Origin of the sequence: Streptomyces sp. NPDC051064, assembly GCF_044455985.1 — a bacterium.
Taxonomy (GTDB): domain Bacteria; phylum Actinomycetota; class Actinomycetes; order Streptomycetales; family Streptomycetaceae; genus Streptomyces.
This window is the reverse complement of the sequence record NZ_JBITFK010000007.1, coordinates 236,443-261,324: the sequence shown is the minus strand read 5'-3', so window position 1 is coordinate 261,324 and position 24,882 is coordinate 236,443. Positions and strand designations below refer to the sequence as shown.

General features: G+C 70.5%; 18 protein-coding genes and 3 pseudogenes. 13 read left to right on the top strand and 8 right to left on the bottom strand.

Going from position 1 to position 24,882, the window contains the following annotated elements:
• Positions 1-115: 115 nt before the first annotated feature.
• The 4 genes from ACIBCU_RS25645 to ACIBCU_RS25630 all read right to left on the bottom strand — a co-directional run bounded on the left by ACIBCU_RS25645 (position 116) and on the right by ACIBCU_RS25630 (position 7,137).
• Positions 116-1,324 carry an ROK family transcriptional regulator gene (locus ACIBCU_RS25645; RefSeq protein WP_362927681.1) on the bottom strand — a complete coding sequence of 403 codons (1,209 nt, stop codon included), beginning with the start codon at positions 1,322-1,324 and terminating at the stop codon, positions 116-118.
• A gap of 274 nt (positions 1,325-1,598) precedes the next feature.
• Positions 1,599-4,898 carry a PQQ-dependent sugar dehydrogenase gene (locus ACIBCU_RS25640; RefSeq protein WP_399234246.1) on the bottom strand — a complete coding sequence of 1,100 codons (3,300 nt, stop codon included), beginning with the start codon at positions 4,896-4,898 and terminating at the stop codon, positions 1,599-1,601.
• Positions 4,899-4,984: 86 nt separating this feature from the next.
• On the bottom strand, positions 4,985-5,953 hold the full coding sequence (locus ACIBCU_RS25635; protein ID WP_362927679.1) for a sugar phosphate isomerase/epimerase: 969 nt from the start codon (positions 5,951-5,953) through the stop codon (positions 4,985-4,987).
• 230 nt (positions 5,954-6,183) lie between these two features.
• Positions 6,184-7,137, bottom strand: coding sequence for a hypothetical protein (locus ACIBCU_RS25630; RefSeq protein ID WP_399234244.1), 954 nt, complete (start codon positions 7,135-7,137; stop codon positions 6,184-6,186).
• A 579-nt stretch (positions 7,138-7,716) separates the two neighbouring features.
• Between ACIBCU_RS25630 and ACIBCU_RS25625 the strand changes: the two genes are divergently transcribed.
• The 3 genes and pseudogenes from ACIBCU_RS25625 to ACIBCU_RS25615 all read left to right on the top strand — a co-directional run bounded on the left by ACIBCU_RS25625 (position 7,717) and on the right by ACIBCU_RS25615 (position 12,356).
• Positions 7,717-9,678 carry an acyl-CoA dehydrogenase family protein gene (locus ACIBCU_RS25625; RefSeq protein ID WP_362927677.1) on the top strand — a complete coding sequence of 654 codons (1,962 nt, stop codon included), beginning with the start codon at positions 7,717-7,719 and terminating at the stop codon, positions 9,676-9,678.
• A gap of 10 nt (positions 9,679-9,688) precedes the next feature.
• Positions 9,689-10,222: pseudogene (locus ACIBCU_RS25620) on the top strand (VWA-like domain-containing protein); the annotation flags it as partial.
• A 130-nt stretch (positions 10,223-10,352) separates the two neighbouring features.
• Positions 10,353-12,356: an NAD-binding lipoprotein gene (locus ACIBCU_RS25615; protein WP_399234241.1), complete on the top strand. Its 2,004-nt coding sequence runs from the start codon at positions 10,353-10,355 to the stop codon at positions 12,354-12,356.
• 97 nt (positions 12,357-12,453) lie between these two features.
• On the opposite strand, the pseudogene ACIBCU_RS25610 reads toward ACIBCU_RS25615, so the two are convergent.
• A pseudogene (locus ACIBCU_RS25610) lies at positions 12,454-12,663 on the bottom strand (response regulator transcription factor); the annotation flags it as partial.
• Between the two features lie 179 nt (positions 12,664-12,842).
• On the opposite strand from ACIBCU_RS25610, the gene ACIBCU_RS25605 reads away from it, so the two are divergent.
• The 6 genes from ACIBCU_RS25605 to ACIBCU_RS25580 are packed head-to-tail and all read left to right on the top strand — an operon-like array spanning position 12,843 to position 18,565.
• Complete coding sequence (locus tag ACIBCU_RS25605) at positions 12,843-13,583, top strand: DUF1684 domain-containing protein (RefSeq protein WP_362927675.1); 741 nt, start codon at positions 12,843-12,845, stop codon at positions 13,581-13,583.
• Between the two features lie 39 nt (positions 13,584-13,622).
• On the top strand, positions 13,623-15,140 hold the full coding sequence (locus tag ACIBCU_RS25600; protein WP_399234239.1) for an ABC transporter substrate-binding protein: 1,518 nt from the start codon (positions 13,623-13,625) through the stop codon (positions 15,138-15,140).
• Complete coding sequence (locus tag ACIBCU_RS25595; RefSeq protein ID WP_362927673.1) at positions 15,140-16,105, top strand: ABC transporter permease; 966 nt, start codon at positions 15,140-15,142, stop codon at positions 16,103-16,105. The genes ACIBCU_RS25600 and ACIBCU_RS25595 overlap by 1 nt, the downstream gene beginning before the upstream one ends.
• On the top strand, positions 16,102-17,004 hold the full coding sequence (locus ACIBCU_RS25590) for an ABC transporter permease (protein WP_399234237.1): 903 nt from the start codon (positions 16,102-16,104) through the stop codon (positions 17,002-17,004). Before ACIBCU_RS25595 ends, ACIBCU_RS25590 begins: the two co-directional genes overlap by 4 nt.
• Entirely contained in the window at positions 17,001-17,801 is an 801-nt protein-coding gene (locus ACIBCU_RS25585; RefSeq protein ID WP_399234235.1) for an ATP-binding cassette domain-containing protein, read from the top strand. The genes ACIBCU_RS25590 and ACIBCU_RS25585 overlap by 4 nt, the downstream gene beginning before the upstream one ends.
• Positions 17,798-18,565, top strand: a complete 768-nt coding sequence (locus ACIBCU_RS25580; RefSeq protein WP_399234233.1) for an ABC transporter ATP-binding protein — start codon at positions 17,798-17,800, stop codon at positions 18,563-18,565. The genes ACIBCU_RS25585 and ACIBCU_RS25580 overlap by 4 nt, the downstream gene beginning before the upstream one ends.
• A gap of 68 nt (positions 18,566-18,633) precedes the next feature.
• Here the strand turns inward: ACIBCU_RS25580 and ACIBCU_RS25575 are convergent, their stop codons facing one another.
• Both ACIBCU_RS25575 and ACIBCU_RS25570 read right to left on the bottom strand, forming a co-directional pair.
• On the bottom strand, positions 18,634-18,846 hold the full coding sequence (locus ACIBCU_RS25575) for a hypothetical protein (protein WP_399234231.1): 213 nt from the start codon (positions 18,844-18,846) through the stop codon (positions 18,634-18,636).
• 183 nt (positions 18,847-19,029) lie between these two features.
• Positions 19,030-19,398: a hypothetical protein gene (locus ACIBCU_RS25570; RefSeq protein WP_399234229.1), complete on the bottom strand. Its 369-nt coding sequence runs from the start codon at positions 19,396-19,398 to the stop codon at positions 19,030-19,032.
• 231 nt (positions 19,399-19,629) lie between these two features.
• On the opposite strand from ACIBCU_RS25570, the gene ACIBCU_RS25565 reads away from it, so the two are divergent.
• From ACIBCU_RS25565 to ACIBCU_RS25550, 4 genes and pseudogenes are all read left to right on the top strand, one after another.
• On the top strand, positions 19,630-19,923 hold the full coding sequence (locus tag ACIBCU_RS25565) for a hypothetical protein (RefSeq protein WP_362927667.1): 294 nt from the start codon (positions 19,630-19,632) through the stop codon (positions 19,921-19,923).
• A gap of 303 nt (positions 19,924-20,226) precedes the next feature.
• Positions 20,227-20,550, top strand: a pseudogene (locus ACIBCU_RS25560) (gfo/Idh/MocA family oxidoreductase); the annotation flags it as partial.
• Positions 20,547-21,470 (top strand): PmoA family protein, encoded by a 924-nt coding sequence (locus ACIBCU_RS25555; protein WP_399234227.1) that lies wholly within the window; start codon positions 20,547-20,549, stop codon positions 21,468-21,470. The pseudogene ACIBCU_RS25560 and the gene ACIBCU_RS25555, both read left to right, overlap by 4 nt.
• Positions 21,464-22,192, top strand: a complete 729-nt coding sequence (locus ACIBCU_RS25550) for a cupin domain-containing protein (protein WP_362927665.1) — start codon at positions 21,464-21,466, stop codon at positions 22,190-22,192. The genes ACIBCU_RS25555 and ACIBCU_RS25550 overlap by 7 nt, the downstream gene beginning before the upstream one ends.
• Positions 22,193-22,398: 206 nt before the next feature.
• On the opposite strand, the gene ACIBCU_RS25545 is transcribed toward ACIBCU_RS25550, so the two are convergent.
• Positions 22,399-24,345, bottom strand: coding sequence for a beta-L-arabinofuranosidase domain-containing protein (locus tag ACIBCU_RS25545; RefSeq protein WP_399234225.1), 1,947 nt, complete (start codon positions 24,343-24,345; stop codon positions 22,399-22,401).
• Between the last annotated feature and the right edge of the window lie 537 nt (positions 24,346-24,882).

The following is a 24,882-nucleotide window of genomic DNA, read 5'->3' as shown; positions in this document are numbered from 1 at the left end:
TCCGCCCAGGCCAGGAGCGGGTGTCTATGTACATGAACGTCAGTCACCTGCGTTTACGTACAAAGAGCAGCAGAGGAGTGCGGCCTTGGTCGAGCAGGAAGACCGGCCGGGGCGTCTATCCGGCGGCCTCCGCCCCGCAGGCGTCCCCGGCCACCGACGCCTCACCGTAAGCGAGTTCGCTCGCCAGCAGCGCGGCTCCCACCACCCCCGCGCGAGGGCCGAGCCCGGACATGACGATCGGCAGGTTTCCGGTGGCCAGGGGGAGCGAGCGTTTGTACACGACGCTGCGGATCTCGGCGAGCAGGGGGTAGCCGAGCCCGGTCAGTCCTCCGCCGATCACGATCATCGACGGGTTCATGAAGCTGACCAGCGTGGCGAGGACCTGTCCGACCCGGTGGCCCCCGGCCCGGATCAGGCCGACGCTCGTGCTGTCGCCGCCGTCCGCGCACTCCCCGACGTCCAGGGCGGTCAGGACCCCCCGCTCGGCGAGCCGTTCGGCAAGGGCGGGTGACTGCCCGGACATCGCGGCCTCCGTGGCGTCCCTGGACAGGGCCACCCCGCCGAAGTACGCCTCCAGACAGCCGGTGTTCCCGCAGGAGCAGACAGGCCCGTCGGCCTCGGCCTCGACCTGGACGTGCCCGATGTCGCCGGCACACCCCTCCGCGCCCCGGTAGATGCGGCCGTGGTGCTGCATGCCGGAGCCGATACCACTGCCGATCTTCACGAAGAGCAGGTGGTCGACGGTCCTCGCGACCCCGCTGTGCTGCTCCCCGAGGGACATCACGTTGACGTCGTTGTCGACCACGACAGGACAGCCGTGCGCGCGGGCGAGGGTGTCGCGTACCGGGAAGCGGTTCCAGCCCACCATGATCGGCGGCGAGACGGGTATGCCCTCGCGGAAGCTGACCGGCCCCGGCAGTCCGATGCCGATCGCGTCGAGTCGCGTGTAGTGCCCTTCGTCCGCCAGCGCACGCAGGAGTTCGCTGACGCGCCCGAGCACGGCGACCGGCCCGGAGCGGATGTCCGCCGGCTCGGAGCTGGAGGCCACCGGTGCCAGCGCGCCGTCGGTGATCTCGATGTCGATGGAGCTGGCGCCCAGATCGACGGCGGCGAAGCGCACCCCGGGATCGAGCTGGACGAGGGTGGAGCGCCGCCCGCCGCGCGACGCGGCGGGGCCGGCCTCACAGACGCGCCCGGCCGCGACCATGCGGTCGAGTTCGCCGAGCAGCCGCGGGCGTGGGACCTCCAGCCGGTCCGCGAGTTGGGCGCGGGACAGCGGTCCGTTGTCACGCAATAGACTCAACACGCGGTACTGAAGGTTCACGGACTCACTTCCTCTGAACGCCTTCGGAGAGCTTGGGGAGTTGTCGCGGAGGTGGCACGGAGTCCCGGCAACGTGAGGCCCGGCGGGGTCCGCGCTCGCGCGCCGCAGGGCGAGGCGCGGGCGACTTCCGGCAACTTTTTCATAGAACGCAGAAAGTTGCCGCACTGTTGACGGAACTCCCGGCCCCGTCACCTGGAGGCATCCACCTCTCGCAGGGGTCCGGGCACAGAACTGCCCCGCCGGTGACAGCGGGGCAGCTCCGTCCCTCCTGGCGTCAGCCGGTGGCGCCTCCCTTCAGCGCCCGCGCGCTCCGTGCCAGTGCCGCGCCGGCCTCGCTGTCCGGCACCAGGGCGGTGTCGGACGTGTAGCCGGCGAATGACTCCAGCACGGCAGCGGCCTGACCGGTGCGGCCGGCGTCGGCGTGCGCCTCTGCCTGGGCGAGCCGTACGGTGAGCCGCTGCTGTCCCTGCGCCGTGATCAGGCCGTCGGCCCGCAGGCGGGTGATCAGCCCGCGGATGTCCGCGTAGGACGTACGGGTCGTGAAGGTCACGGTCTTCGTGGTGGTGTTGCCGGCCTTGTCCCGGGCCCTGACCGTGAGGTCGTGGTTCCCCAGTGGCAGCCGCCACAGCTCCAGCACCTGGCCCGAGGTGACGGATTTGCCGTCCAGCGTGGCCGTCGCGGTGGCACCGCCGGACACCGCGTCCTGTGCCGAGAAGACCGGCGTCGGTCGCCCGGAATCCCCGTACACACCGTCGGCGTCGAGACCGGTCACCGCCACCGTGGGACCGGTGCGGTCGATCCGTACGGTGAGCGACCCCACCTCGGAGACATTTCCGCCGTTGTCCGTCGCCCGGTAGCGGACGGTCGTGGCGCCCTCGGTGGACAGCGTGACGGCCGCGTTGGCCGACTGCCACGTCGTCCCTCCGTCGACCGAGTACTGACGGCTTGCGACCGTCCCGTTGTCGGTCGCCGAGACAGCGAGCGACACGTTGCCGGTGTACCAGCCGTCGTCACCGTTGGGCCGGGGCGGGTTGAGCGTGGCGGTGACCTTGGGCGCGGTCCGGTCCCCGACGCCCGCGCCCTGGAAGGTCATCGAGTCCAGCTCGACACCGCCCGAGCTGGTGACGAAGACCTCGCCGCTCCCCGAAGGCGCTCCGGGAAGGGCGGTGGTGACGGTCCGCCAGCCCTCACCGGCCGGGACCGACACCGTGGCGAACGGCTCCGCGTCGGCCGCGCCCCAGCGCAGCGCCAGGGTGCCGGCGCCACTGGCACGGGTCTGCACCCCGGTGATCCCGGCGAACGACACCGGGTCGTAGGCGATCCAGTCACCCGCGTCGAAGGATGTCAGCTTGCGCTGCCCCGACGCCGTGGTGTCGTCCGTGACCGTGACTCCCTCCGCCGAGTCGTAGTGCTCGGCCTGCATGAGGGCCGGGTTGAGCACCACCTGGGCGTCGCCGGTGGCCGGCGGAACGCCGCCCGCACCCTTGTCGGTGTAGGTGATTCCGAGAACGCCGAAGACGTTCTCGGTGTCGCCGTGACCCGCGTCGGTCGGGGTGACGACGCCGCCCGCGCAGCCGGTGCCGCTGTTGACCGGGTGTCCGTGCTGGTTGTGCCCGAGACCGAAGGTCCAGGCCGCCTTGGCACAGTCGGGCGTGGTGCCGTCCTCCGGGTCCTCGACGGCTGTGCCGTACGGTACGGCGTCTCCCCAGGTGAAGAACCCGCCGTCGGGCGGCGAGGTGATCCGTACCGTCGGCGCCGTGTTGCCCACGGTGATCTGACGGCTCGACAGACCGGACTTGCCCTGAGGGTCGGAGACCTTCAGCCGCGCCTGGAACTGCCCGTTCTCCGGATACGTACGAGTGGCCGTGGGCCCGGTGGCGTCGAACGTGCCGTCGCCGTCGAGGTCCCACTGGTAGGTGAGGTCGCCGTTCTCCGGGTCACTGGAGCCGGTGGCGTCGAACGAGACCTGCAGCGGGGCCTGGCCGGACGTCCTGTCGGCCTTGATCACGGCGGTGGGTGCCTTGTTGCCCTCGGCGTAGTCGATCCGGTAGAGGCCGGCGTCGGGATTCTGCCGGAAGAAGCCGTCGCCGTAGTCGAGGACGTAGAGCGCGCCGTCCGGGCCGAACTCCAGGTCCATCGGGTTGTCCCACTGCGGGATGCCGTTCTGCGAGCGTTCGCTGTTGGGCAGGAGGTTCTCCAGTTTGCTCACGGGGCCGTCCGGCCCGTCGAGCGTGAGCGCGGCGACGTAGTCCTGGGAGAACTCCGCGAAGAACGCCTTGCCGTCCCAGTACTCGGGGAACTTGCCGGGTGAGGGGTTGTCCGCGTCGTAGTGGTAGACCGGGCCGCCCATCGGGGCCTGCCCACCCGGGCCGCCGGGACCGCGGAAGGCGGTCAGCTCGGGCCAGGGCTGGTCGGTGTCCCGGTCGCCGTACCAGAGCGTGGCCGGCGCGGACGCGGGCAGCTCGGTCAGGCCGGTGTTCCAGCGGGAGTCGTTGACCGGCGCCGCGCAGTCGAAGGCGGGGCCGGGCGTGAGGGTGGCGAAGTCGAAGTCCCGGTAGGGCTTGCTGTTGTCACCCGTGCAGTACGGCCAGCCGCTGTTCATGGCCTTGGTCGTGGTCTGCCACTCGACGTATCCCATCGGCCCGCGATTCGGGTCGGCGGTACCGGCGTCGGGGCCGTAGTCTCCCCACATCACGGCGTCGGTCTCGGGGTCCACCGCCAGCCGGAAGGGATTGCGCAGGCCCATCACGAAGATTTCCGGGCGGGTCTTGTCCGTGCCGGGCTCGAAGAGGTTGCCTTCAGGGATGGTGTAACTGCCGTCCTCCTGCACGTGGATACGCAGGATCTTGCCCCGCAGGTCGTTCGTGTTGCCCGACCCGCGGCGCTCGTCGAGCCCGGGGTTGTAGCCGGCCGCGTCGTTGATCGGCGTGTAGCCGTTGACGTTCGGGCCCGACGCCGGGGTGTTGCCACCGGTCGCGAGGTAGAGGTTCCCCTCCCCGTCGAAGTCCACGTCCCCGGCCACGTGACAGCACTGGCCGCGGTTGCTGTCGACCCGGATGATCTCCTGTGCGGTGGAGAGATCGAGCTTGTCCCCGGTCCACTTGAAGCGGGTCAGGGTGTCGTACCCCTCCCACTGCTTCCAGTACGAGTCGTCCTGCCCGGCGGGCAGTTGGAGCGGTGCGGAGCCGGCCGGAGTCTTCAGCGGCGGCGAGTAGTACAGGTAGACCCACTTGTTGGTGGCGAAGTCCGGGTCGAGCGTGACGGTCTGCAACCCCATCTCGGAGTTCTGGTACACGTCGACGTGGTTGACGACCTTCGTGACGCCGGTGCCGGGGTCGGTGAGCCGTACGTCGCCGTTGCGGGCCGTGTGCAGGACGCGGTTGTCGGGCAGCACGGCGAGGTCGATCGGCTCGCCGGTGTCCTTCGTCAGGGTGACTTTCTCGTAGTTCGACCAGTCCAGGGCGTGTTCATGGCCGGGGTGTGCCTGAGCGGCGGGCGCGAGCGCCACACCGCCCAGCGCGGGCAGTGCCATGAGCAGGACCCCTGTGATCAGGCGTCTCAGAGTGCGGTGCACGGTGATGCGTCTCCTTGATCGCTGGCGGTAAGGAGCGGACACGGAGGCGCCCCGCGTGGAGGCGCCTCCCTCGTCGTGGGCACTGTTCAGGCGAGGAGCCCTTCGAGCGCGGTGAAGCTGCGCTCCGCCGCACCGAGCGAACCGGGCTGATTGGGCTGGGTGTTGGGCGCGGTGTCCTGCTCCCAGATGCCGACATGCGAGGCGCGGGGTCCGATGTCGCGGATGAACCTCTCGTACGGGAGGTCACCGGCGCCGAACTCGACGATGTCGAAGCCGTTGGCGTTCGCCGCGTTGGCGTCGCCGTCCTTCATGTGGAACAACGGGTAGCGGTAGGGCTGGTTGCGCACGTACGCGGCGGGGTCGAATCCGGGCCAGCGGTACTGGCCCACGTAGGCCCAGTAGATGTCCAGCTCCAAATAGACATGGCGCGGGTCGGTGTTCTTGAGGAACACGTCGTACAGCCGGACCGACGGCTGGTCGGTGGCGAACGCGAACTCGCCCGCGTGGTTGTGCTGGTAGAGCTTCAGACCGCGCGCGGTCGCCGCCGCGCCCCAGACATTGAACTCGTCGGCGGCGGCGCGGTAGCCCGCGACGGTGTTGACGTTCGAGGGCGCGTTGGCGGTGCCCACGTGTGGCATCCCGAGTATCTGCGCGGCGTCCAGTTCGGCCTGCAGGTTGGTCCGCAGATTACCGATGCCGACGTGGCTGCCGACCGCGCGCAGTCCATGGTCGTCGAGCAGCGTGCGGATCTCCGGGAGGGTGATCTGCCGTCCCAGGATGGAGGTTGACTGGGTGTATCCGGCGAACTCGATCTCCTTGTAGCCGATCCGGGCCAGTTCAGGGAGGACGACGGCGAAGCCGAGCGCACTGACCTTGTCGCGGATGCTGTAGAGCTGGATGCCGATCCGGTCCTTGGGGATGGACAGACCGCTCGGTGCGGCGGCGGCCGAGGTCGCTGCGGCCCCGGTGACGGAGGCTGCGGCGATGGCCACGGTGGTGCCGACGGTGGCGCGCAGGAAGTCCCTGCGGTCGAAGGACTTGCGGATATGACTCACGGTCACTCCTGGGTACTGAGGAGAAGGACGTACGGGTCGGGGCGCACGGGCCGCTCGGCGGTCTGCGCCCGGCGACGTGGATCCCCGGGGCTCCGGGGATCGGGCGTGGGCGACGGCGGGAGGGGAGCCGACGCGCTGTGCGGTGGTACGGCGACAGGGCGGGCCGCCTGCCACCTGCCGGTGGAGCCGCGCGGGGCCACCACGTGGGCCGCCGGCTGTACCGCTCGGCGTCAGAGGCTGGACCTGCCTGCCCCGTGGGCGTCGGCCCGCGCCTCGGCGGCGCGGGCGGCGGCCTTCTCGGCGAGGTCGGCACCCCGGTCCTCCGGCGCCGCCTCCTGCGCCGAGCGGGAGGACGAAGCGGCGGCGGTGGCGGTCTCGCCGGTGACGACGCCACGGACACGCGCCAGTTCGCCCACGACCAGGACGGGGTCGTTGCCGGTCGCGGTGAGCCCGCCGCGCACGATGGCGTTGTCGAGCACGGCCTTCGCGGTGTTGTCGGTGACCGCGAGGTTGCCGCCGAAGTACGAGGCGCCCGCGCAGGGTCCGAGCAGGCCCTCGCCGCCGAGCTGGAGGTTGTCCGCGTTGCCCGCGTACTTCGCGGCGCCGTACACCTCGCTGGCGCAGAACACGCCGCCGAGGGTGTTTCCGTCGACGGTGAGCGCGCCCTTGACGGTGGAGTCGTACACATCGCTGTACTGGTTGCCGTCGCCCGTCAGCGAGCCGCTGAGTGTGCTCCCGGAGACGTAGAGCTCGCCGGCACCGGTTCTGACGTCCCCGCCGAGCGTCGAGTCGACCACGTAGACGAATCCCTCGGTGGCGTCGACCGCCTTGAGGCTGCTCTTCTCCAGGTGCGCGCCGAAGGCGGATTCGGTGGTCAGCGTGCCCTTCACGGTGGTGTCGGTGAGGTCGAGGTAGGCGTTCTCCTCGACGGTGACCGCGCCGTTGAAGGTGGCACCCGCCGCCACGAGGTCGGCTCCGGCCTCGACGGTCACCGTGCCCTTGACCTTCGTGCCGGTGAGGGTGCAGGACTTCCCGGCCGGTACGACGAGGTCGTTGCTGACGGTCACGGCCCCGCCGTCACCGACACAGGTGGTGTAGAGCGCGGCCTGGGCCGAGCCGGAGAAGGCCACCAGGCTCCCGGATGCCACCAGTGAGGCCGTCGCGATGAACGTGCGAATCTTCATGTCGCTTCCCTTCCACTGCGTTCACGGCGGGGTCGGAGACCCGGCCGGTTCCCCCGTTCCGACGGGGGTGCTGAGACGGTGCGTGCGCGACGACCGCCGGCCGGCGATCGCGCGGTGCCTCGTGACGGGCGGGGCCCGGCCGTGGGGGGAGAGACGTGGAGAGATTCGTGCGGTGAGGAGCGTTCGGGGGGAACGCCGATCGGCTGCGGTGTTACCTGGGCGAAACGTTTGTCTCGATGCGCCGAGAGATTAGGGCGCGGCCCGGGGGACTGTCCAGAGGTTCGGTACGAATCTCTTGAACTTTCTGATGATTCATCAAAAGACGTGGGGCATCGGTGAAAAGGGGGACGGGGCGCCAGGGATCCGACGCGAGGGTGCGCACCGGGCACCGTGTTCAGGGGGGCAGACGCCCAGGCCTGGGCCGACTCCCCAGACCTCGGTCGCACCCCGGACGCTACGGCTGAGGGGCGAGCCCGCCGGTCAGCTTCCTCTCCCAGAACACTTCGTCACGCCATGCGCCATCGGCGTGGGAGCCCGGGCCGACCGCTTGATCGCGCCGGGGCGGGGTAGCGACATGGCATGGCCACTGATAACACGTCCACCGACCCGAGCGGTTACGTGCAGCCCGAGGTCGACGTGCGGGCGCTGACCGAGGTGCTCGACGGCAAGTACGCCGAGATCCGCGACCTCGTCCGGACCAACCTCGTGACGTACGCCTCCGTCCTCGACGAGGCCGACGAGCTCGGCTTCGACGCGTTTCGCGAGCGGGTGCGTGAGCTCGTGGTCGAGATGGCCGCGACGGGCCAGACCGGCATGGGCTTCCCGACCGAGTACGGCGGGGGCGGCGACATCGGCGCCTCGATCGCCGCGTTCGAGACGCTCGCCTTCGGTGACCTGTCGGTGCTGGTGAAGGTCGGCGTGCAGTTCGGCCTCTTCGGTGGCGCGATCCTGCAGCTGGGAACCGAACGCCACCACGACGCCTATCTGCCGGACCTGATCACCGGGCGGCTGATGGGATGCTTCGCGATGACCGAGACCGGGCACGGCTCCAATGTCCAGGCGCTCGGCACCCGCGCGACGTACGACGCCGCCCGCCAGGAGTTCGTCATCACCACCGGCGGCGACCATGCCCGCAAGGACTACATCGGCAACGCGGCGCGCCACGCCGAGCTGGCGGTCGTCTTCGCCCAGCTGGAGGTCGGCGGGGAGCCCCAGGGGGTGCACGCGTTCGTCGTGCCGATCCGGGCCGGCGGTGACGTGGCGCCCGGCGTCCGGATCGAGGACGACGGCCGCAAGATGGGCCTCAACGGCGTGGACAACGGACGCATCTGGTTCGACGGCGTACGGGTGCCGCGTGAGGCGCTGCTCAACCGGTTCGCCGACGTCACCGCCGAAGGTGTCTACGAGAGCCCGATCGAGAACCCCGACCGCCGCTTCTTCACCATGCTCGGCACGCTGGTGCAGGGCCGGGTCAGCGTCGGCGGCGCCGGGGTCAACGCCGCCAAGGTCGCCCTCGCGATCGCCACGAAGTACGCCGTGCGGCGCCGGCAGTTCGAAGCGGCCTCGGACACGGAGGAGCAACTGCTCCTCGACTACGGTCTGCATCAGCGTCGTCTGCTGCCGCTCATCGCGCGTACGTACGCGTTGCACTTCGCGCAGGACGTCGTGCGCACGCAACTGCACGAGGTCTTCTCGGGCATCGAGGACGACGCGCAGGCGCGGCGCCGGCTGGAGGCGCGGGCCGCCGGCACCAAGGCGCTCGGCACCTGGCACGCCACCCGGGTCGTCCAGGAGTGCCGCGAGGCGTGCGGCGGCGCCGGCTATCTCACCGTCAACCGGTTCGCCGCCCTCAAGGCCGACAGCGACATCTTCACCACCTTCGAGGGCGACAACCACGTCCTGCTGCAGCTCGTGGCCAAGGGCCTCCTCACCCATTACGCGGCCGAGTTCGAGGACCTGGACCAGCTCGGCATGGTCCGCTACGTCACCGGCCTCGCCGTCGAGACGGTCATCGAGAAGACCTCGGCCCACAAGCTGCTCGAGCGGGTCCGTGACCTGCTGCCCGGCGGCGACGAGTGGGACCAGGAAGCCGGCCTGCTCGACTCGGAGTACCAGCTGGCCATGCTCCGCTACCGCGAGGAGCACATGCTCGCCGGCGTGGCCCGCCGGCTCAAGCGCGGGGTCGACCAGAAGCGCAATCCCGGCGTCGTCTTCTCGCAGGTGCAGGACCACGTCATCGCGGTCGCCCACGCACACGTCGAGCGCCTGGTCCTGGAGGCGTTCGTCGACAAGGTGCGCACACTGCCGGAGGGCGGCAACAAGGTCGCGCTGGGCCTGCTGTGCGACCTGTTCGCCCTGTCCACGATCGAGGCGGACCGGGCCTGGTTCATGGAGCACGGCCGACTGACCGTCCAGCGCTCCAAGGCGATCAGCCGTGAGGTGAACGACCTCTGCCGCAAGGTCCGCCCCCTCGCGGCCGGCTTCGTCGACGCCTGGGGCATCCCGCCGGAGATGCTGCGCGCGCCGGACCTGGTGGGCTGACCCGCCGTAGGACGCGCAACTCGCCCGCTGGTTCGACGGGTACGTACCCCGGCCGGAGCCCGTACGCTCCTGCGCCCGCCCTGCCCGGCGGCAGGCGTCGACCCCGGACATCCCGCGCGCCGGCCGGTACTTCCCTCCCGAGGAGACGGCCCGCTGCACGTTCGGAGTCGTACTCGACACCTCCGGCTCGATGAACAGCACGCTGCTCGGCAGGGCGCTGGGGGCGATCGCCTCGTACGCGGAGGCGCGCGACGTGCCGGCGGCGCGTGTGGTGTTCTGCGACGCCGCGGCGTACGACGCGGGGTACCTGCCCCCGGCCGAGATCGCGGGACGGGTGCGGGTGCGCGGCCGCGGCGGCACCGAACTGCAGCCGGGCATCGAACTGTTGCGGAGAGCGGACGACTTCCCGCCGGCGGCCCCGGTGCTCGTCATCACCGACGGCTGGTGCGACACACTGCGGATCCGGCGCGATCACGCCTTTCTGATCCCACAGGGTGCCGCCCTGCCGTTCACTCCGCGCGGCCTGGTGTTCCGCTTGGCCTGAGACATGCGCGGCGGAGAGCCGGTCGAGCCGGGCAGGAGAGAAGCCGCGCCGATGTCCACTTGGTCCTCTAAAGGATGAACCGCGAACGGATACCCGTATGCCGTGGTCAACGACTCTTCACGCTGCTGCTGTGCACAAGACGAGCAACGACCAGGACAGGCGCCGCCGGCCCGGGGCCGCGAGGGTGGGGAAGCAACGGCAAGGTCAGGCCGCCCCCACGGCCCCGGTGGGCCCCGTCGCGGGCGTACCCCGCCGGGCAGCGCTGAGCGAGCAGGCGCGGTACTGGTTCGACAACACGCTTGCAGGTGGTGCCGCGGCCCTCATCGGTTGGCTCGCCATCGCGTGCCTGGTCATCGTCGTCCCGGCCAGCGCGATCCTGGTGTGGACGGACGACCGGGCGCCCGACGACCGGTGGGCGAAGGCCGCTGCGGTGTGGCGGAGCGTCGGACAGACCCTGCGGCTGGGCGGAGAGCCCGGATCGCCCCTCCGCGTCGTCCTTTCGGTCTTCCTCGCCCTGGTCGCACTCTTCTACGTGTCGACCCTCGTCAGTCTGATCACCGCCGCGATCACCGAGAAGCTCCTCGACCTCCGGCGAGGCCACTCCACCGTCCTGGAGGACGGCCACACCGTCGTACTCGGCTGGTCCGACCAGATCGTCACGGTCGTGGCCGAGATCGTGGAGGCCAACGCCAACCAGGGGCGGAGAGCCATCGCCGTCCTGGCCGACCGGGACAAGACGGACATGGAGGAGGAGTTGCGTACCGAAGTGGGTGACACAGGGGGCACCCGGATCATCTGCCGCAACGGGCGCCCGACCGACCCGGCCGCGCTCGAACGGGTCAGCCCGGCCACGGCGGACGTCGTCCTGGTGCTACCGCGCGACGAACCCGACGAGGACGCCGAGATCGTCAAGAACCTGCTGTCCCTCCGGGCGGCGATCGACGACGACTGCCGCGCCCGGATCCTGGCTGTGGTCCGGGACGGCCGCTACCGGCTGGCCGCCACTCTCGCCGCCGGCCCGGGTGCGGTCGTCCTGGAGATCGACGACATCACCGCACGGCTCGTGGCACAGTGCGCTCGGCAGCCCGGACTGTCGACCGTGTACCAGGAGTTGCTCGACTTCGCCGGCGACGAGTTCTACGTGGTCGAGGCCCCGGCGCAGGCCGGCCGCGCATTCGCCGAAGTCCTGACGGCCTATCCGACGTCGACCGTGGTCGGCATCGTGCGGGCGGGCGGGGAGCTGCGGCTCAACCCGCCACCCGCCTCGCTCGTTCGTACAGGTGACCGGATCGTCGTGATCGCGGAGGACGACGACACCACGGTGGAGGCCCCTGAGCCCGCGCCCGTCGACGTGTCGGTGATCGTGTCCCGGCCTCCGGCGGCGGCGCGGTCCGAAAGGATGCTCCTGCTGGGGTGGAACCGCCGCGCACGCCGCATCGTCCGCCACTTGTCCGACCACGTCGGCCCCGGCTCGATCCTCCACGTGGTGGCAGACGGCGGAGAGCACACCGCCGCGGAGGTGCGCGCCGCGGAGGCGGAGGTCGCCACCCGCCTCACGGTCGTCCTGCGCTCCGGAGATCCCACCTTGCCCGAGACGGTGAACGGCCTGGACCTCGCCGCGTACGACGGCGTCATCGTCCTCGGCCCCGACCGCGGGACCTGTGGCGGTGCGCCGGACGACCGCACGCTGGTCACCCTGCTGCTCCTGCGCGATCTGGAACGCACTTCAGGGAGCCCGGTCGCCGTGGTCACCGAGATGACCGATGACCGCAACAGGGCCATCGCGCCGGTCGGCCCCGGAGCCGACTTCGTCGTCAGCGGCAAACTGGTCGGCCTTCTGGTCTCTCAGATCTCGCAGAACTGGCATCTCGCCGACCTGTTCGAGGAACTCCTCGCTCCCGGCGGCAACACGATCCAGCTCAAGCCGGCCGGCCACTACGTGAGGGCGGGGTGCCGCGCGTCCTTCGCCACCGTCGTCGAGTCGGCTTCGCGCCGAGGGGAGTGCGCGATCGGATACCGGTGCCGTGACCGCGCGACGACGGGGCCCGGCTACGGGGTGCGGGTCAATCCCTGCAAGACCGACGTCCGGCGCTGGAGCGAGAACGACGATGTCATCGTGATCACCCGGGACTGACCCGGTCACTCCTCCGCCTCACGGACCAGGGGGCGATCTGCACCCGGTTCTCGGCCGTCGGCTTGGCGAACATGGCGCCTGCGTGCGCCTTGACGGGCACCCGGGGCGGCGCCAGCCGGGTGAGGAGCTCCCGGGGCGCGCTGAGACCGTCACGGCCGGGCATCCGTACGTCCATCAGCACGACGTCGGGCCGCTGTTCGTCCACCATGGTGATCGCGGCGTTCCCGTCGGCCGCCTCCGCGACGAGGGTCAGGTCGGGTTCGCCCTCGATGAGGACATCCCGTAGTGGTGCGGACGGCCGGCTCACGGTGGCCCGCCTCCACCCGGTTCGACGGGTCCGTACGCCCTCGGTGCTGGAAGGGATTCGTCTCACAATGTGGCTCGGGCGCTTGACATTAGATGAGCTTATGGACAATAAAGGTGATGCTTTGGCCATTTATCACGTCCTGCTACCCAGAGGCTGTGAGGGCTGCTCCACCTAGACGAATGAGTAACGCCGTGTCCCATGCCGCCCCCGACCGCGCATCCATCGACCCCGCGGAGGAGTGGGACGCCTGGCGTGCCGAGCGCCACCGCGCGCTCACGTCCCCGACCGGCAATCTCGCCCTGGTCGAAACCCGCTGGGCTCCGGCGGGCGAGGTCCCGGACGTGGCGGACGCGCGCGCGGGTCTGCCGGACACCGTGACCGTCACCACACTCCAGCGCACCGACCGGGTCAGCGGCGAGGACGAGCACGGTCTGCGGTTCTGGGACGCCGACGCGCCCGCCATCCGCCACTTCGACCGGGTGGATGCCTTCCCCTACGACCCCGCCTGGGTCCTGGAAGCCTCGTACACGCCCGTCGCCGATGCCCGGCGGATCGCCTTCGAGCACATCCGGGACAACGGCGGCAGCCGCGACCTGGTCGTCCCCGGAGACATCACGCTCACCGTCGACGGCCGCGCGTACACGCTCAGCGCCTTCGACGACGACGGCACGCTGCTGCTCGTCTTCGGCGACCCGACCAATGGCGACATCACCTACGGGGCCGGCCGCTTCCTCTTCGTGCGGCGTACGGAGGACGAGAGCCGGGTCGTCCTCGACTTCAACCAGGCCTTCGTGCCGCCCTGCGGATTCTCCGATCAGTACAACTGTCCGATGCCGCCGCGGCAGAACCGCTTCCACCTGCCCGTCGAGGCCGGCGAGAAGCTCCCTGTCTTCCGTGACGGCTTCGACGCCCAGCACTGATCACCCCGCAGCTCCCCGCACCGAAAGAGCCCTCACCCCATGAGCACCAAGAAGAACGCCCTGTACGGCACCGCCTCCGCCGCCGCTCTCGCCCTGACCCTGACCGCCTGCGGCGGCTCCGGCGGGTCCAGCGCCTCGGGCGGCACCTGGGACAAGGACGCGGTCGTCAACATCGGCTCCCTCTACGAGCCGCAGAACCTCGACAACACCGCCGGCGGCGGCCAGGGTGTCACCGAGGCGCTCAACGGCAACGTCTACGAGGGCCTGTTCGGACTCGCCGACGACGGCAAGGTCGACAAGCTCCTCGCCCAGGACTACGAGACCAGCGCCGACGGTCTCACCTACACCTTCACCCTCCGCGACGGTGTGAAGTTCCACAGCGGCAAGGAACTCACCAGCCAGGACGTCAAGTACAGCCTGGAGAAGGTGCTCGCGGACGACTCCCAGTCCGCCCGCAAGAGCAATCTCGAGGTCGTCAAGGACATCGCCACCCCGGACGCGCGGACCGTGAAGATCACGCTGTCCAAGAAGTCGATCTCCTTCGTCTACAACCTCTCCTACGTCTGGATCATCAACTCCCAGGCGAAGGACCTCAAGACGACCGAGGACGGCACCGGCCCGTACACCCTGAACAAGTGGTCCCGTGGTTCCGCGCTGAGCCTGAACCGCTTCGCCGGTTACTGGGGGGACGCCGCCGCCAACAAGCAGGTCGTCTTCCACTACTACAAGGACGCCACGGCGCTGAACAACGCGCTGCTGACGAACGCCGTCGACGTGGTCACGAGCGAGCAGTCGCCCGACGCCCTGGAGCAGTTCAAGAGCAACGGCGACTACAAGGTGAACGACGGCGACTCCACCACCAAGCTGCTGCTGGCGTTCAACGACAAGGCCAAGCCCTTCACCGACGTCAAGGTGCGCCAGGCCGTGTCCGCCGCCATCGACGACAAGAAGCTCCTGGAGTCCGTCTGGGGCAGCTACGGCAAGCAGATCGGCTCGATGGTGCCGCCCACCGACCCGTGGTACGAGGACCTCACCGACGTCGACGCCCACGACGTGACGAAGGCCAAGAAGCTGCTCGCCGAAGCCGGTTACGCCAAGGGATTCAGCTTCACCCTCGACACCCCCAACTACGACCCGCACCCGACGGCGGCGACCTTCATCAAGTCCCAGCTCGCCAAGGTCGGCATCACGGTCGAGATCAACACGATCACGCCGGACGAGTGGTACACGAAGGTCTACAAGAACCACGACTTCACGGCCACGCTCCAGGAACACGTCAACGACCGCGACCTGGTCTGGTACGGCAATCCCGACTTCTACTGGGGCTACGACAACCCGCAGGTCAGCAAGTGGGTGGAGCAGGCCGAGGAAGCCTCCAGCACCGCCGAGCAGACCGAGCTGCTCAAGAAGGTCAACCGGCGGACCGCCGAGGACGCCGCCAGTGACTGGCTGTACCTCTACCCGCAGATCGTCGTCGCGAACAACAAGCTCTCCGGCTACCCGCTCAACGGCCTGAACTCGCAGTTCTTCGCCTACGACATCAAGAAGACGGGCTGATGGCGCGCTATCTGCTGCGCCGGCTCGCCTTCCTCGCCGTCTCGCTGGCCCTGGCGAGCGTGGTGCTGTTCGTGCTGCTGCGCATGCTGCCCGGCGACCCGGCCAACGCGCTCACCGCGGTGGGCGCCGGCCCCGAGCAGATAGCCGCGGCCCGCCACTCCATCGGTTCCGACCGCCCACTGCCCGAACAGTTCACCCACTGGCTCGGGCAGCTGGCGAGCGGCGACCTCGGCACCTCGTTCGTCAGCTCACTGCCCGTGGGACCCGAGGTCACCGCCCGGCTGGACGTCACCGTGCCGCTCACCCTGGCGGCGTTCGTCCTCGCCGTCCTGGTCGCCGTACCCGCGGGGTTCGTCGCCGCGTACAAGCGGCACACCTGGTACGGCTCGCTGCTCAGCGGCGTGTCCCAACTGGGCATCGCGATACCCGTGTTCTGGCTCGGCATGATCCTCATCGCGGTGTTCGCGCTGAACGCGGGCTGGCTGCCCTCCGGCGGGTTCCCGCAGGACGGCTGGTCCGACCCCGCCGAGGCGTTCCGCGCCCTCGTCCTGCCGGTCGTGACCATCGCCCTCGTGATGAGCGCGTCCCTGATCCGTTACGTCCGCTCCGCCACCCTCGACGTCCTCGGCAGCGACTACCTGCGGACCGCTCGCGCCCTCGGCTCGTCCTTCGGCCGCGCCATGTGGCGGCACGGTCTGCGCAACGGCGCCGTGCCGGTGATCTCCGTGCTCGGCATCGAACTCGCCTCGACGCTGCTCGGCGCCGTCGTCGTGGAGTCGGTGTACGCGCTGCCGGGCCTCGGCTCGCTGCTCGCCACCGGCATCGCGCAGCACGACTACCCGGTCATCCAGGGCGTGCTGTTCGTCTCCACCCTCGCGGTGCTGGTGATCGGCTTCGTGGCCGACCTGGTCCAGCGGATCATCGATCCGCGGCTGCGCGGCCGACTCTCGGGAGGTGCCCGATGACCGGCACGGACCTGCTCACCCCCACGAAGCCGCCCACGAAGCCGCCCACGGAGCCGCCCACGGAGCCCTCCGCGAAGCGGCGCTCACGGCGCTCCGCCACCCTCGCCGTCGGGTGCGTACTGGCCGGTCTGATCGCCCTGCTGGCCGTGGTGTCGTTCTTCTGGCTGCCCTACGACGCCGAGGACACCTCCGGCGGACGGCTCGCCGGGCCCGGCGGCGGTCACCTGCTCGGTACCGACAAGCTCGGGCGCGACCTGTTCACCCAGGTGATGACCGGCTCCCGCATCGCCGTCGAGGCAGGGCTCGGCTCGGTGACGATCGCCGCCGCCATCGGGGTCACCCTGGGCGTCCTCGCGGCGTTCGCACAGGGCTGGATCGACGACACGCTCTCGGCGTTCCTCGACATCCTCATCGCCTTCCCGACGCTGCTGCTGGCGATGCTCATCGTCGCCGCACGCTCGGCGACGCTCGGCTCGGCGGTCCTGGCGATCGGCCTGGCGCAGAGCGCGGTCGTGGCCCGGCTGGTGCGCATCCTGGTCAAACGCGTCCTGGCCCAGGACTACATCACCGCCGCCCGTACCTCGGGCACCTCCTGGCCGCGCACGGTCCTCTCCCACGTCCTGCCCAACATCTGGCCCACACTGGTGGTCAACCTCGCCCTGCAGTTCGGCCTCGCCGTGCTCGCCGAGGCCGGGCTCTCCTACCTGGGACTCGGAGCGCCGCCGCCCAACGCGTCCTGGGGCCGCATGCTCCAGGAGGCCCAGGCCACCTTCACCACGGCGCCGGCCGGTGCGCTCGCGCCCGGCATCCTGCTCGTACTGCTCGTCATCGGTGTGAACCTCGTCGCCGACGGCCTGCGTGACACCCTGGACCCGGCCAACCGGCGGAGGCGCACGTGACTCTCCTCGACGTACGCGGACTGACCGTCCACGCCCCCGACGGACGGTCCCTGGTCGACGACCTGTCCTTCGCGGTGGCCGGCGGTGAACGGCTCGGCCTCATCGGCGAATCCGGCTCCGGCAAGTCCCTGACCACGCTCGCCGTGCTCGGGCTGCTGCCCGACGGCATGACCTCGACCGGCAGCGTGGAGCTGGCCGGGACGCAGACCATGGGCACCGCCGAGAAGCGGCTCACCGCCGTACGCGGGCGGGACGCGGCCGTGGTCTTCCAGGAGCCGCTGACCGCACTGGACCCGCTGATGCGGCTGGGCCGCCAGATCGCCGAGCCGCTCGCCCGTCGTACGGGCCTCAAGGGCAAGCAGCTCCGCGGGGCCGTGCACGACGCCCTCGAACAGGTACGGCTGCCCGAACCCGACCGCATCGCCCGCGCCTTCGCGCACGAGATCTCCGGCGGCCAGCGTCAGCGCGTCGCCCTCGCGATGGCGCTGGCCTGCGAGCCGAAGCTGCTCATCGCCGACGAGCCCACCACCGCCCTGGACGTGTCCGTGCAGGCGGAGATGCTGGAGCTGATCGACGGCCTGGTGCGGGAACGGAAGATGGCCGTGCTGTTCGTCAGTCATGACCTCGCCGTCGTGGCCAGGGTCACCGACCGGGTGCTGGTCATGAAGGACGGCCGGGCCGTCGAGCAGGGCGCGGTCCACGACATCGTGCGCGCGCCACGCGAGGAGTACACCAGGGCTCTGGTCGCCAGTGCCCGGAAGCTGGAGTCCGCCCTGGACCTGAGGAGCCCGCGATGACACCGGTGCTGGAGCTGAAGGACGCCGCGGTGCGCTACCGGGGGGCCGCCGCCGACGTGGTGCGGGACGTGTCCCTCGCCGTCGAGGCGGGCGAGAGCCTCGCGCTGGTCGGCGAGTCCGGCGCGGGCAAGACCACGCTGCTGCGCCTGCTGCTGGGCCTGGCCCGGCCCACGGCCGGCGCGGTCCGATTCGACGGGGCCGACCTGAACCCGCGCGACCGTGAGCAGATGCGCCGCTTCCGGCGCAGCGTGCAGTGCGTCTTCCAGGACCCGTACTCCTCCCTCGACCCCAGCCGGAAGGTCGGCTCGATCGTCGCGGAACCGTTGCGCTCCCTCGGGCTCGCCACCCGCGCCACGGCGGCGCCCCAGGTGGCCGCGGCGCTGGAGCGCGTCGGCCTCCAGGCGGACGCCGTCGACCGCTACCCGCACGAGTTCTCCGGCGGCCAGCGCCAGCGCATCGCCATCGCCCGGGCCACGGTCTCCGGCCCACGCGTCCTGCTGGCCGACGAACCGGTCAGCGCGCTGGACGTCACCACCCGGGTGAAGGTCGTCGACCTGCTGGCCGAGCTGAAGGAGGAGCGGGGACTGACGATGGTGATGGTCTCCCACGACCTGTCGGTCGTGGCCTCCTTGTGCGAGCGCACCGCCGTGCTGGAGCGCGGCCGGGTCGTCGAGCAGGGAGCCACCTCGCAGGTGCTCGGTGAACCGGCGCACTCCTACACCCGCCGGCTGATCGAGAGCGTGCCGCGGCTGCCGACGGTGTGACCGGCCTGGTCACACCGCCCAGGTCAGGACCTGGCATGGCTGGGCGTCTGCCGACTGCCCCTACCGACTCATTGCATTCTGAGCTCGCGGCTTCCGGTTCGGTCCTTCGCGATGTTCCGCGTCTTCCTGGTGCTGCCTGACTCGGCGAGCAGGGCGAGTACCGCCGGCGACGTCGACCCCGCGGCGAGGACGCGCTGCATCCAGTCCGTGACCTTCGCCAACTCGGCCGACGTCGACACGTGACCATCCTTGACGGACAGGTAGAACAGCCAGTCGTGCATGCGGCGGCGAATGAACTCCCGATACCCCTCCGCCCTGAGCCGGCCGATCTCGGGCAGATCGCGGCCACCACCCCGCGGTCCCGGTCGCGGCTGCGCGAGGCAGCGGTCACCGAGACGACGCGTCGACGTCCACGTCGATGATGCCGGCCCCCGCCAGCAACTCGGCGACATCGGAGCGCAAGGTCATTGGTTCAGCTCTTGCCGCAGGGTCGGTTCGCGGCGTCCTGGCGCCGCTCCCGCCGGTTGCGCTCCTGGCAGGCCGAGGAGACCGCGTGCCACGGCCTCTACGGGCTCGTCGCGCTCTCTGGCCAGAGCGATCACGGCTCGGCAGGCGAGCTCGTTGATCCCGAAGGCCAAGGCGTCGGGAGCGACCCAGCCCGCCGCGTCGTCGAGGCGGTCCGTGTCCTCCTCGACGCTTGCGGTCACGTACGTCGCGGCGGCTTCGAAGACGTTGTGCCGTGGCCGGGCCGGGTCCCGTGGCGGGACGGGGACGGGCGGATGGGCGGTGAAGACTTTACGGAGAGGGGCGAGCGCACGACGAATGGCGATCACGTGAAGCCACCTTCCCTGAGCCGATGCGGCCGGCGTCGTAAAATGCCACGTGCACACCAAGTGTGCCATTGAGTAATGGAGTTCGAACAGAACCACGACGCCGGGCGGCCAGGTCGCCGACCCGGGCCGTCCGGGTCCACCGCATTCACTATTCGTTCGATCGCCGATACTTTGCGTGATGACAGTGAGTCGTTGCAGACACGGCTCGCGGTATCGGAAGGAACGACGCGCATGAAGAGACGCATGGCGACCAGCCTGGGGGTGTTCGCGGCCGCCGCAGCGCTGGCCCTCACGGTCCAGGGCTCCGCATTCGCGGCCGAAGGTGTGCTGGTCATCAATGGTGGTGAGTACAAGGACCCGTCCGGCTGCTACTCGATCAAGTGGTATCCGTCGTCGGTGACCAACCACACCGACGCGATCGCTGAGGTGCACTCAGGTCCCGACTGCACGGGACAGGTGGAGGAGCTCGTCCGTCCGGGCGGGACGTACCACTCCGAAACCGCGGGAAGCGTCTTCATCCTCTGACGTCCGACGACCACCCGTCGCCCTCGTGGTGTCCGCGGCCCACCGTGTGCCGGCGGGTGGCCTGCGAGGGGTGCGCGCGCCGCCCTCGGCTGCGCCGGTCACGGGGCCGGCGGCGCCGTCGGCCGCCCTCACCAGGGCCGCTGCCCTGGCCGGCTCGTCACTACGGCCCGAGGCCCGTAGTGCTCCGCCCACCCGCTTCACGAGAGGGTCTGCATGTCTCCGCACCGTTCGAGCGCCCCGCTGCGCACAGCCGTGGTCGGCACGGGAGGGATCGCACGCTCCAGTCATCTGCCCGCCCTTCAGGACTGGCGCATCGCCCCGGCGCCCGGAGTCCCCGAGGAGACCGCGGCGGCCTGGCAGGACTTCGGCGCCGGCGAACCCAGCTCGCATGTCGCCCAGCTGCGTGCGCTGGTCGCCGACATCAGGGGCGGACGGCGCCACCCCACCAGCGGCGCCGGTGGCCGGCGGACGCTCGAATTCATCACCGCCCTGTACGAGTCCGCGTTCACCGGCACACCCGTGCGCGCGGGTGACATCGGCCCCGGCGACCCCTACCGCACCGAGCTGCACGGCGGCGCCCCCGGGTGGGCGCCGGCCACCACCCGTAAGGAAGAGGACCACGTATGACGCTCTCGCTGACCCACGCCCACGGTGACCGGATCACCGTCGCGCACGAGGCGACCGGCACCGAGCTGTTCGCCTATGTGTACCGTCCCGAGGCCCCATGGGAGGCGCCCAAGCCCTACCTGCACCCGGTCAGGACCCTCTCCGGCGGACTCGTCACGGACTACCGGCCCAACGACCACCGGTGGCACAAGGGGCTGCAGCTGACGGCCTCCCACCTGTCGGGCCAGAACCTGTGGGGCGGCAACACCTATGTGCACGGTGAGGGGTACCTCGCACTGCCGGAGAGGATCGGCTCGATGGCCCATGTGGCCTTCGGCGAGGTCTCCGCGGAGGGCGACCGGGCCGTCATCGCCGAGCGGCTGACCTGGCACCCGCACGACGGCGAGCTGTGGGCCGAGGAGGAACGCCGCATCGAGGTGTGCGACGTCGACACGGAGGCCGGCAGCTGGACGCTCGGCTGGACCTCGTCGGTCACCAACCGGCGTGAGGAGCCGCTGCGTTTCGGCAGCCCCACCACCCATGGTCGGCCCGCCGCCGGATACACCGGACTCTTCTGGCGCGGCCCCCGCGCCTTCCGCGACGGCAAGGTCTTCACCGCCGATTCGGACGGCGAGGACCTGATGGGCAGTCAGGCGCGCTGGCTGGCATACGTCGGTGAGCACGACGGCCGTGACGGTCACGCCACGGTCGTCTTCGAGCACGCGCCCGCCAACGACCACGCGGGCGACAAGGGGACCCACCCGGCTCACTGGTTCGTACGCAGCGCCCCGTTCGCAGCGGTCGCGCCGTCCTGGGCGTTCCACGAGGAGCTGGTCCTCGCCCCCGGGGACACGCTCGACCGGAGCTACCGCGTGCTCATGGCCGACGGCGCCTGGGACCGCGAACAGGTCGCCGCACACCTGGAGGCGCAGGCGTGGTGAGCGCGACGTACGACGGGTTTCCGGCCGCGGTCGGCGTGTCACGGCTGAGCGTCTACGACTGGCCCACCGTCGAGGGCCTGCCCGGCGGCGGCACCCCCCATCTGCACCTCACCTGCAGCGAGGGTTACGTGGTCACCGCCGGCCGGGGCGCCGTGCAGACGCTCACCACCTCCGGCTACCAGGAGACGCCCCTGGAGGCGGGCTCCGTCGCCTGGTTCACGCCCGGCACGATCCACCGCCTGGTCAACGAGGGCGGTCTGGAGATCGTCGTGGTGATGCAGAACAGCGGTCTGCCGGAAGCAGGGGACGCCGTCCTCACGCTGCCGCAGGACCGCCTCGCCGACCCCGGCACCTACGCCGACGCGGTCCGTATCCCGGCCGACGCCTTCGAGGCCGAGCAGGCGGACGTCGCCCGCGCCCGCCGGGATCTGGCGACCCGCCGCTTCCTGGAGCTGCGCGAGGCCACCGAGAGCGGCGACCCGGAACCGCTCGCGGCCTTCCAGCGGGCGGCCGCCGAGCTGGTGCGGCCCCGCCTCGACGGCTGGGAACAGCGCTGGCGGGACGGGGCGCACGCCGCCGCGTCGGCCACCGAGGCCCAGTTCGGCGCCCTGCGCGGCGGGGACGGGCGGCACCTGGCGGATGCTCGGGTCACCTCGACCGGCCCCACCGCACGCGGACGCTTCGGCATGTGCGGCCGTCTGGACGTCTACCCGGGCATCTGACGGAACCCCGTCGCCCGGACCGGGCCCGGCAGCACACCCGGGCCCCCTCCTCCAGCCGTGTCCCACCCCTGGAAGGCCCTCATGCCCGAGCCCCGAAGCGGCCGGCACCCGAGCCGCCGGGCCGTCCTGGCCGCGGCCGACGCCGGTCTCGGTACCGCAAACCGCCGGCCGAAGATCCCGCTGCAGGAACTCCGGTCGATTCTCCCTCAACTCCCTTCGCGTGCACCGGCGGACTCCACGGAAGCCGCCCCGGCCTGAGGGCGACCGGTCTTCCAGTAGACGGTGTAGTTGTGGTCGTGCGCATCGTGGAACGGGCCCAGGCCGACCGTGGAGCCGTCGGCGACGGCGGTGAACGCGACCGAACTGCCGCCGGTCCGTGTGACCGAGGAGGTGTCGAGCACCGGGAGGGAAGCGAGTGAACGGTCGCCGTAGTCACCGGAGAGGACCGTCGGACCGTACGTGACCGCCACGACGTCGGGGTCGTCGTTGGCCGCTCGCAGGACGACCCGCATGGGAAGGCGGACGGTGACCGTATCGCCGGCGGCCCAGGAACGGGTCACGGTCGCGTAGCTGCCCGGCGGGGTGGCGATGTCCTGTGCCACGCCGTTGACGGCGACCGTGGCCCCCGATGTCCAGCCCGGGATGCGGATGCGCATCGCCCAGGTGCCGGCGGCGTCGCCGGTTATCCGCAAGGTCGTGGTGTCGCCGACCGGGAACGACGTGGTCTGGGTGACGGTGATCCCACGCTGCGACCAGGTGAGCACCGAGGGCACGAACAGGTTCACGATCAGTGTGGTGCCGGTGTGGAAGTAGACGGAGTCCATGAGCCTGGTGTGCATTTCCAGGCCGGTGCCCTGACAGCACCAGAAGGAGTCGTAATCGGTGCTCCAGGTGCCGCCGCCCCAGGCCGGTCCCACACCACGCCGGCCTCCCGGTTCGAGCGGGGTGAAGTAGGTGACGTGGCCGTGACGGTCGGCCGGGTTCTGCTGGCCGATCATCTGGTTGAGCCACGCCTGCTCGTAGAAGTCGAACAGCGCCGCCCTGTCCGGGTCCAGCGTGAACAGTTCACGGGTGAGGGTGAGCATGTTGAACGTGTTGCAGCTTTCGCACGTGTCCTGCTTCAGGTACGCGGCGATGGCGTTCGGCGCGCGGAAGTGCTCCGCCTGGCTGTTGCCGCCGATCGCGTACGTGTGCGTGCCGACGCAGGCGTTCCAGGCGTTGGTGGCGATGTCCCGGTAGCGCGTGGTCCCCGTGGCCCCGTACTCGCGTGCCGCTCCGATCCACTTCGGTACCTGGGTGTTGGCGTGCAGACCGTCGAGCCGGTCCTGGCCGGCGGCCAGCGGGTCGAACACGGCGGCGTGGTCGAAGCGCCGGGCGACGGTGAGCCACCGTGTGTCGCCGGTCTGGAGGTAGAGATCGGCGAGCACGGTGTTCATGCCGCCGAACTCGGTCTCCAGCATGGTCTGCATCTGCCCGCCGCTGAGCCGGGCCGTGCGCCGGTCGACCCAGCCGGCCAGGGCCAGCAGCACGTCCCGGGCCTGGGTGCTGCCGATGTGCCGCCACACGTCCAGCAGGCCGGTGAGCGTCTTGTGGATCGTGTAGTACGGCACGTTGCCGTTGTCCAGGGTCCGCTTCTCGAGGGCGGTGAACTCTGATTCCGGGTAGCCGGAGAGATATCCGGTGCTGAACCCGGCGGCACTGTTGTTGGCCTGGCACCTGGCCAGTTCCGCGACCATGTGGACCGCCTTGTCCCGGCAGGTGGTGTCCCCGGTGACGGCGTACAACTGCGCCCAGGCCGTCAGGAAATGGCCCTGGACGTGGGTGCGGAAGGGGAACGTGGGCGCGTCCCAGCCGCCGGTGGCAGCCGCTCCTCCGGTGGACAGTCCGTGATTGGCACGGAAGTTGTACAGCAGCCGATCGGGGTCGACGAAGCGGAGGTAGGCCTGGGTGCGGTTCTGGTTGTCCAGCCACCGGCTCTCGGTCAGACGGACCTGACCGAGAGTGAAGGGGGAGGCGGACACCCCGATGCCGGTCACCCGCGGGGGAACGGCAGCTCCGGCGGGAGAGCTGCCGGCCAGGGGCCCGGCGGCGGAGACGACGGCGGTGGCCCCTGCCGTCCGGAGGAGGTGCCGTCTGCTGACGGAGGGGGACATCGTGCGGCCCTTCTGTGATCGGGGGAGTGTCTGCCTTCTGTTCGTTATTTCGAACACCGTTCGTCATGCCGCCGGAACCCTAGAGGCGCCGCCAGTGAGCGTCAATGCCGCCGACGCCCTGACGGGACCTCAGGAACAGCTGGCCCAGCCTTTCCCGGCGGTGCGCCCTGCTGATCGGCGTCGGTTTCGCCCTGACAGTCAGTTCGGTGACGACCGTCGCGCTCGACGGCGTGCCCCCGGACCTGGTCTGCGGGGTGGCTGCCGCCGTCGCCGCGGTGCTGACCGCCGTCGGCATGAGAGGGATACGTACCCACCGTCCCGCCAAGGTCGAGGTGTCCTGCACGGCGGCTGCCGGAGACGGCGACAGGGCGGAAGCGGCCCCACCACCGTGCAGGCGGCTCGGACGCCCCGGGTTCGAGCCCGCCCGTGGCGTGGCCCGAACGTCGCGCCCTCGGGGGTGGTCTGTGAGTCGGCCCATAGGTCCCAGGTCACATACGAGGCGCGGTAGTAGCAGCCGGTTCCCGGATCGCGGTGTTT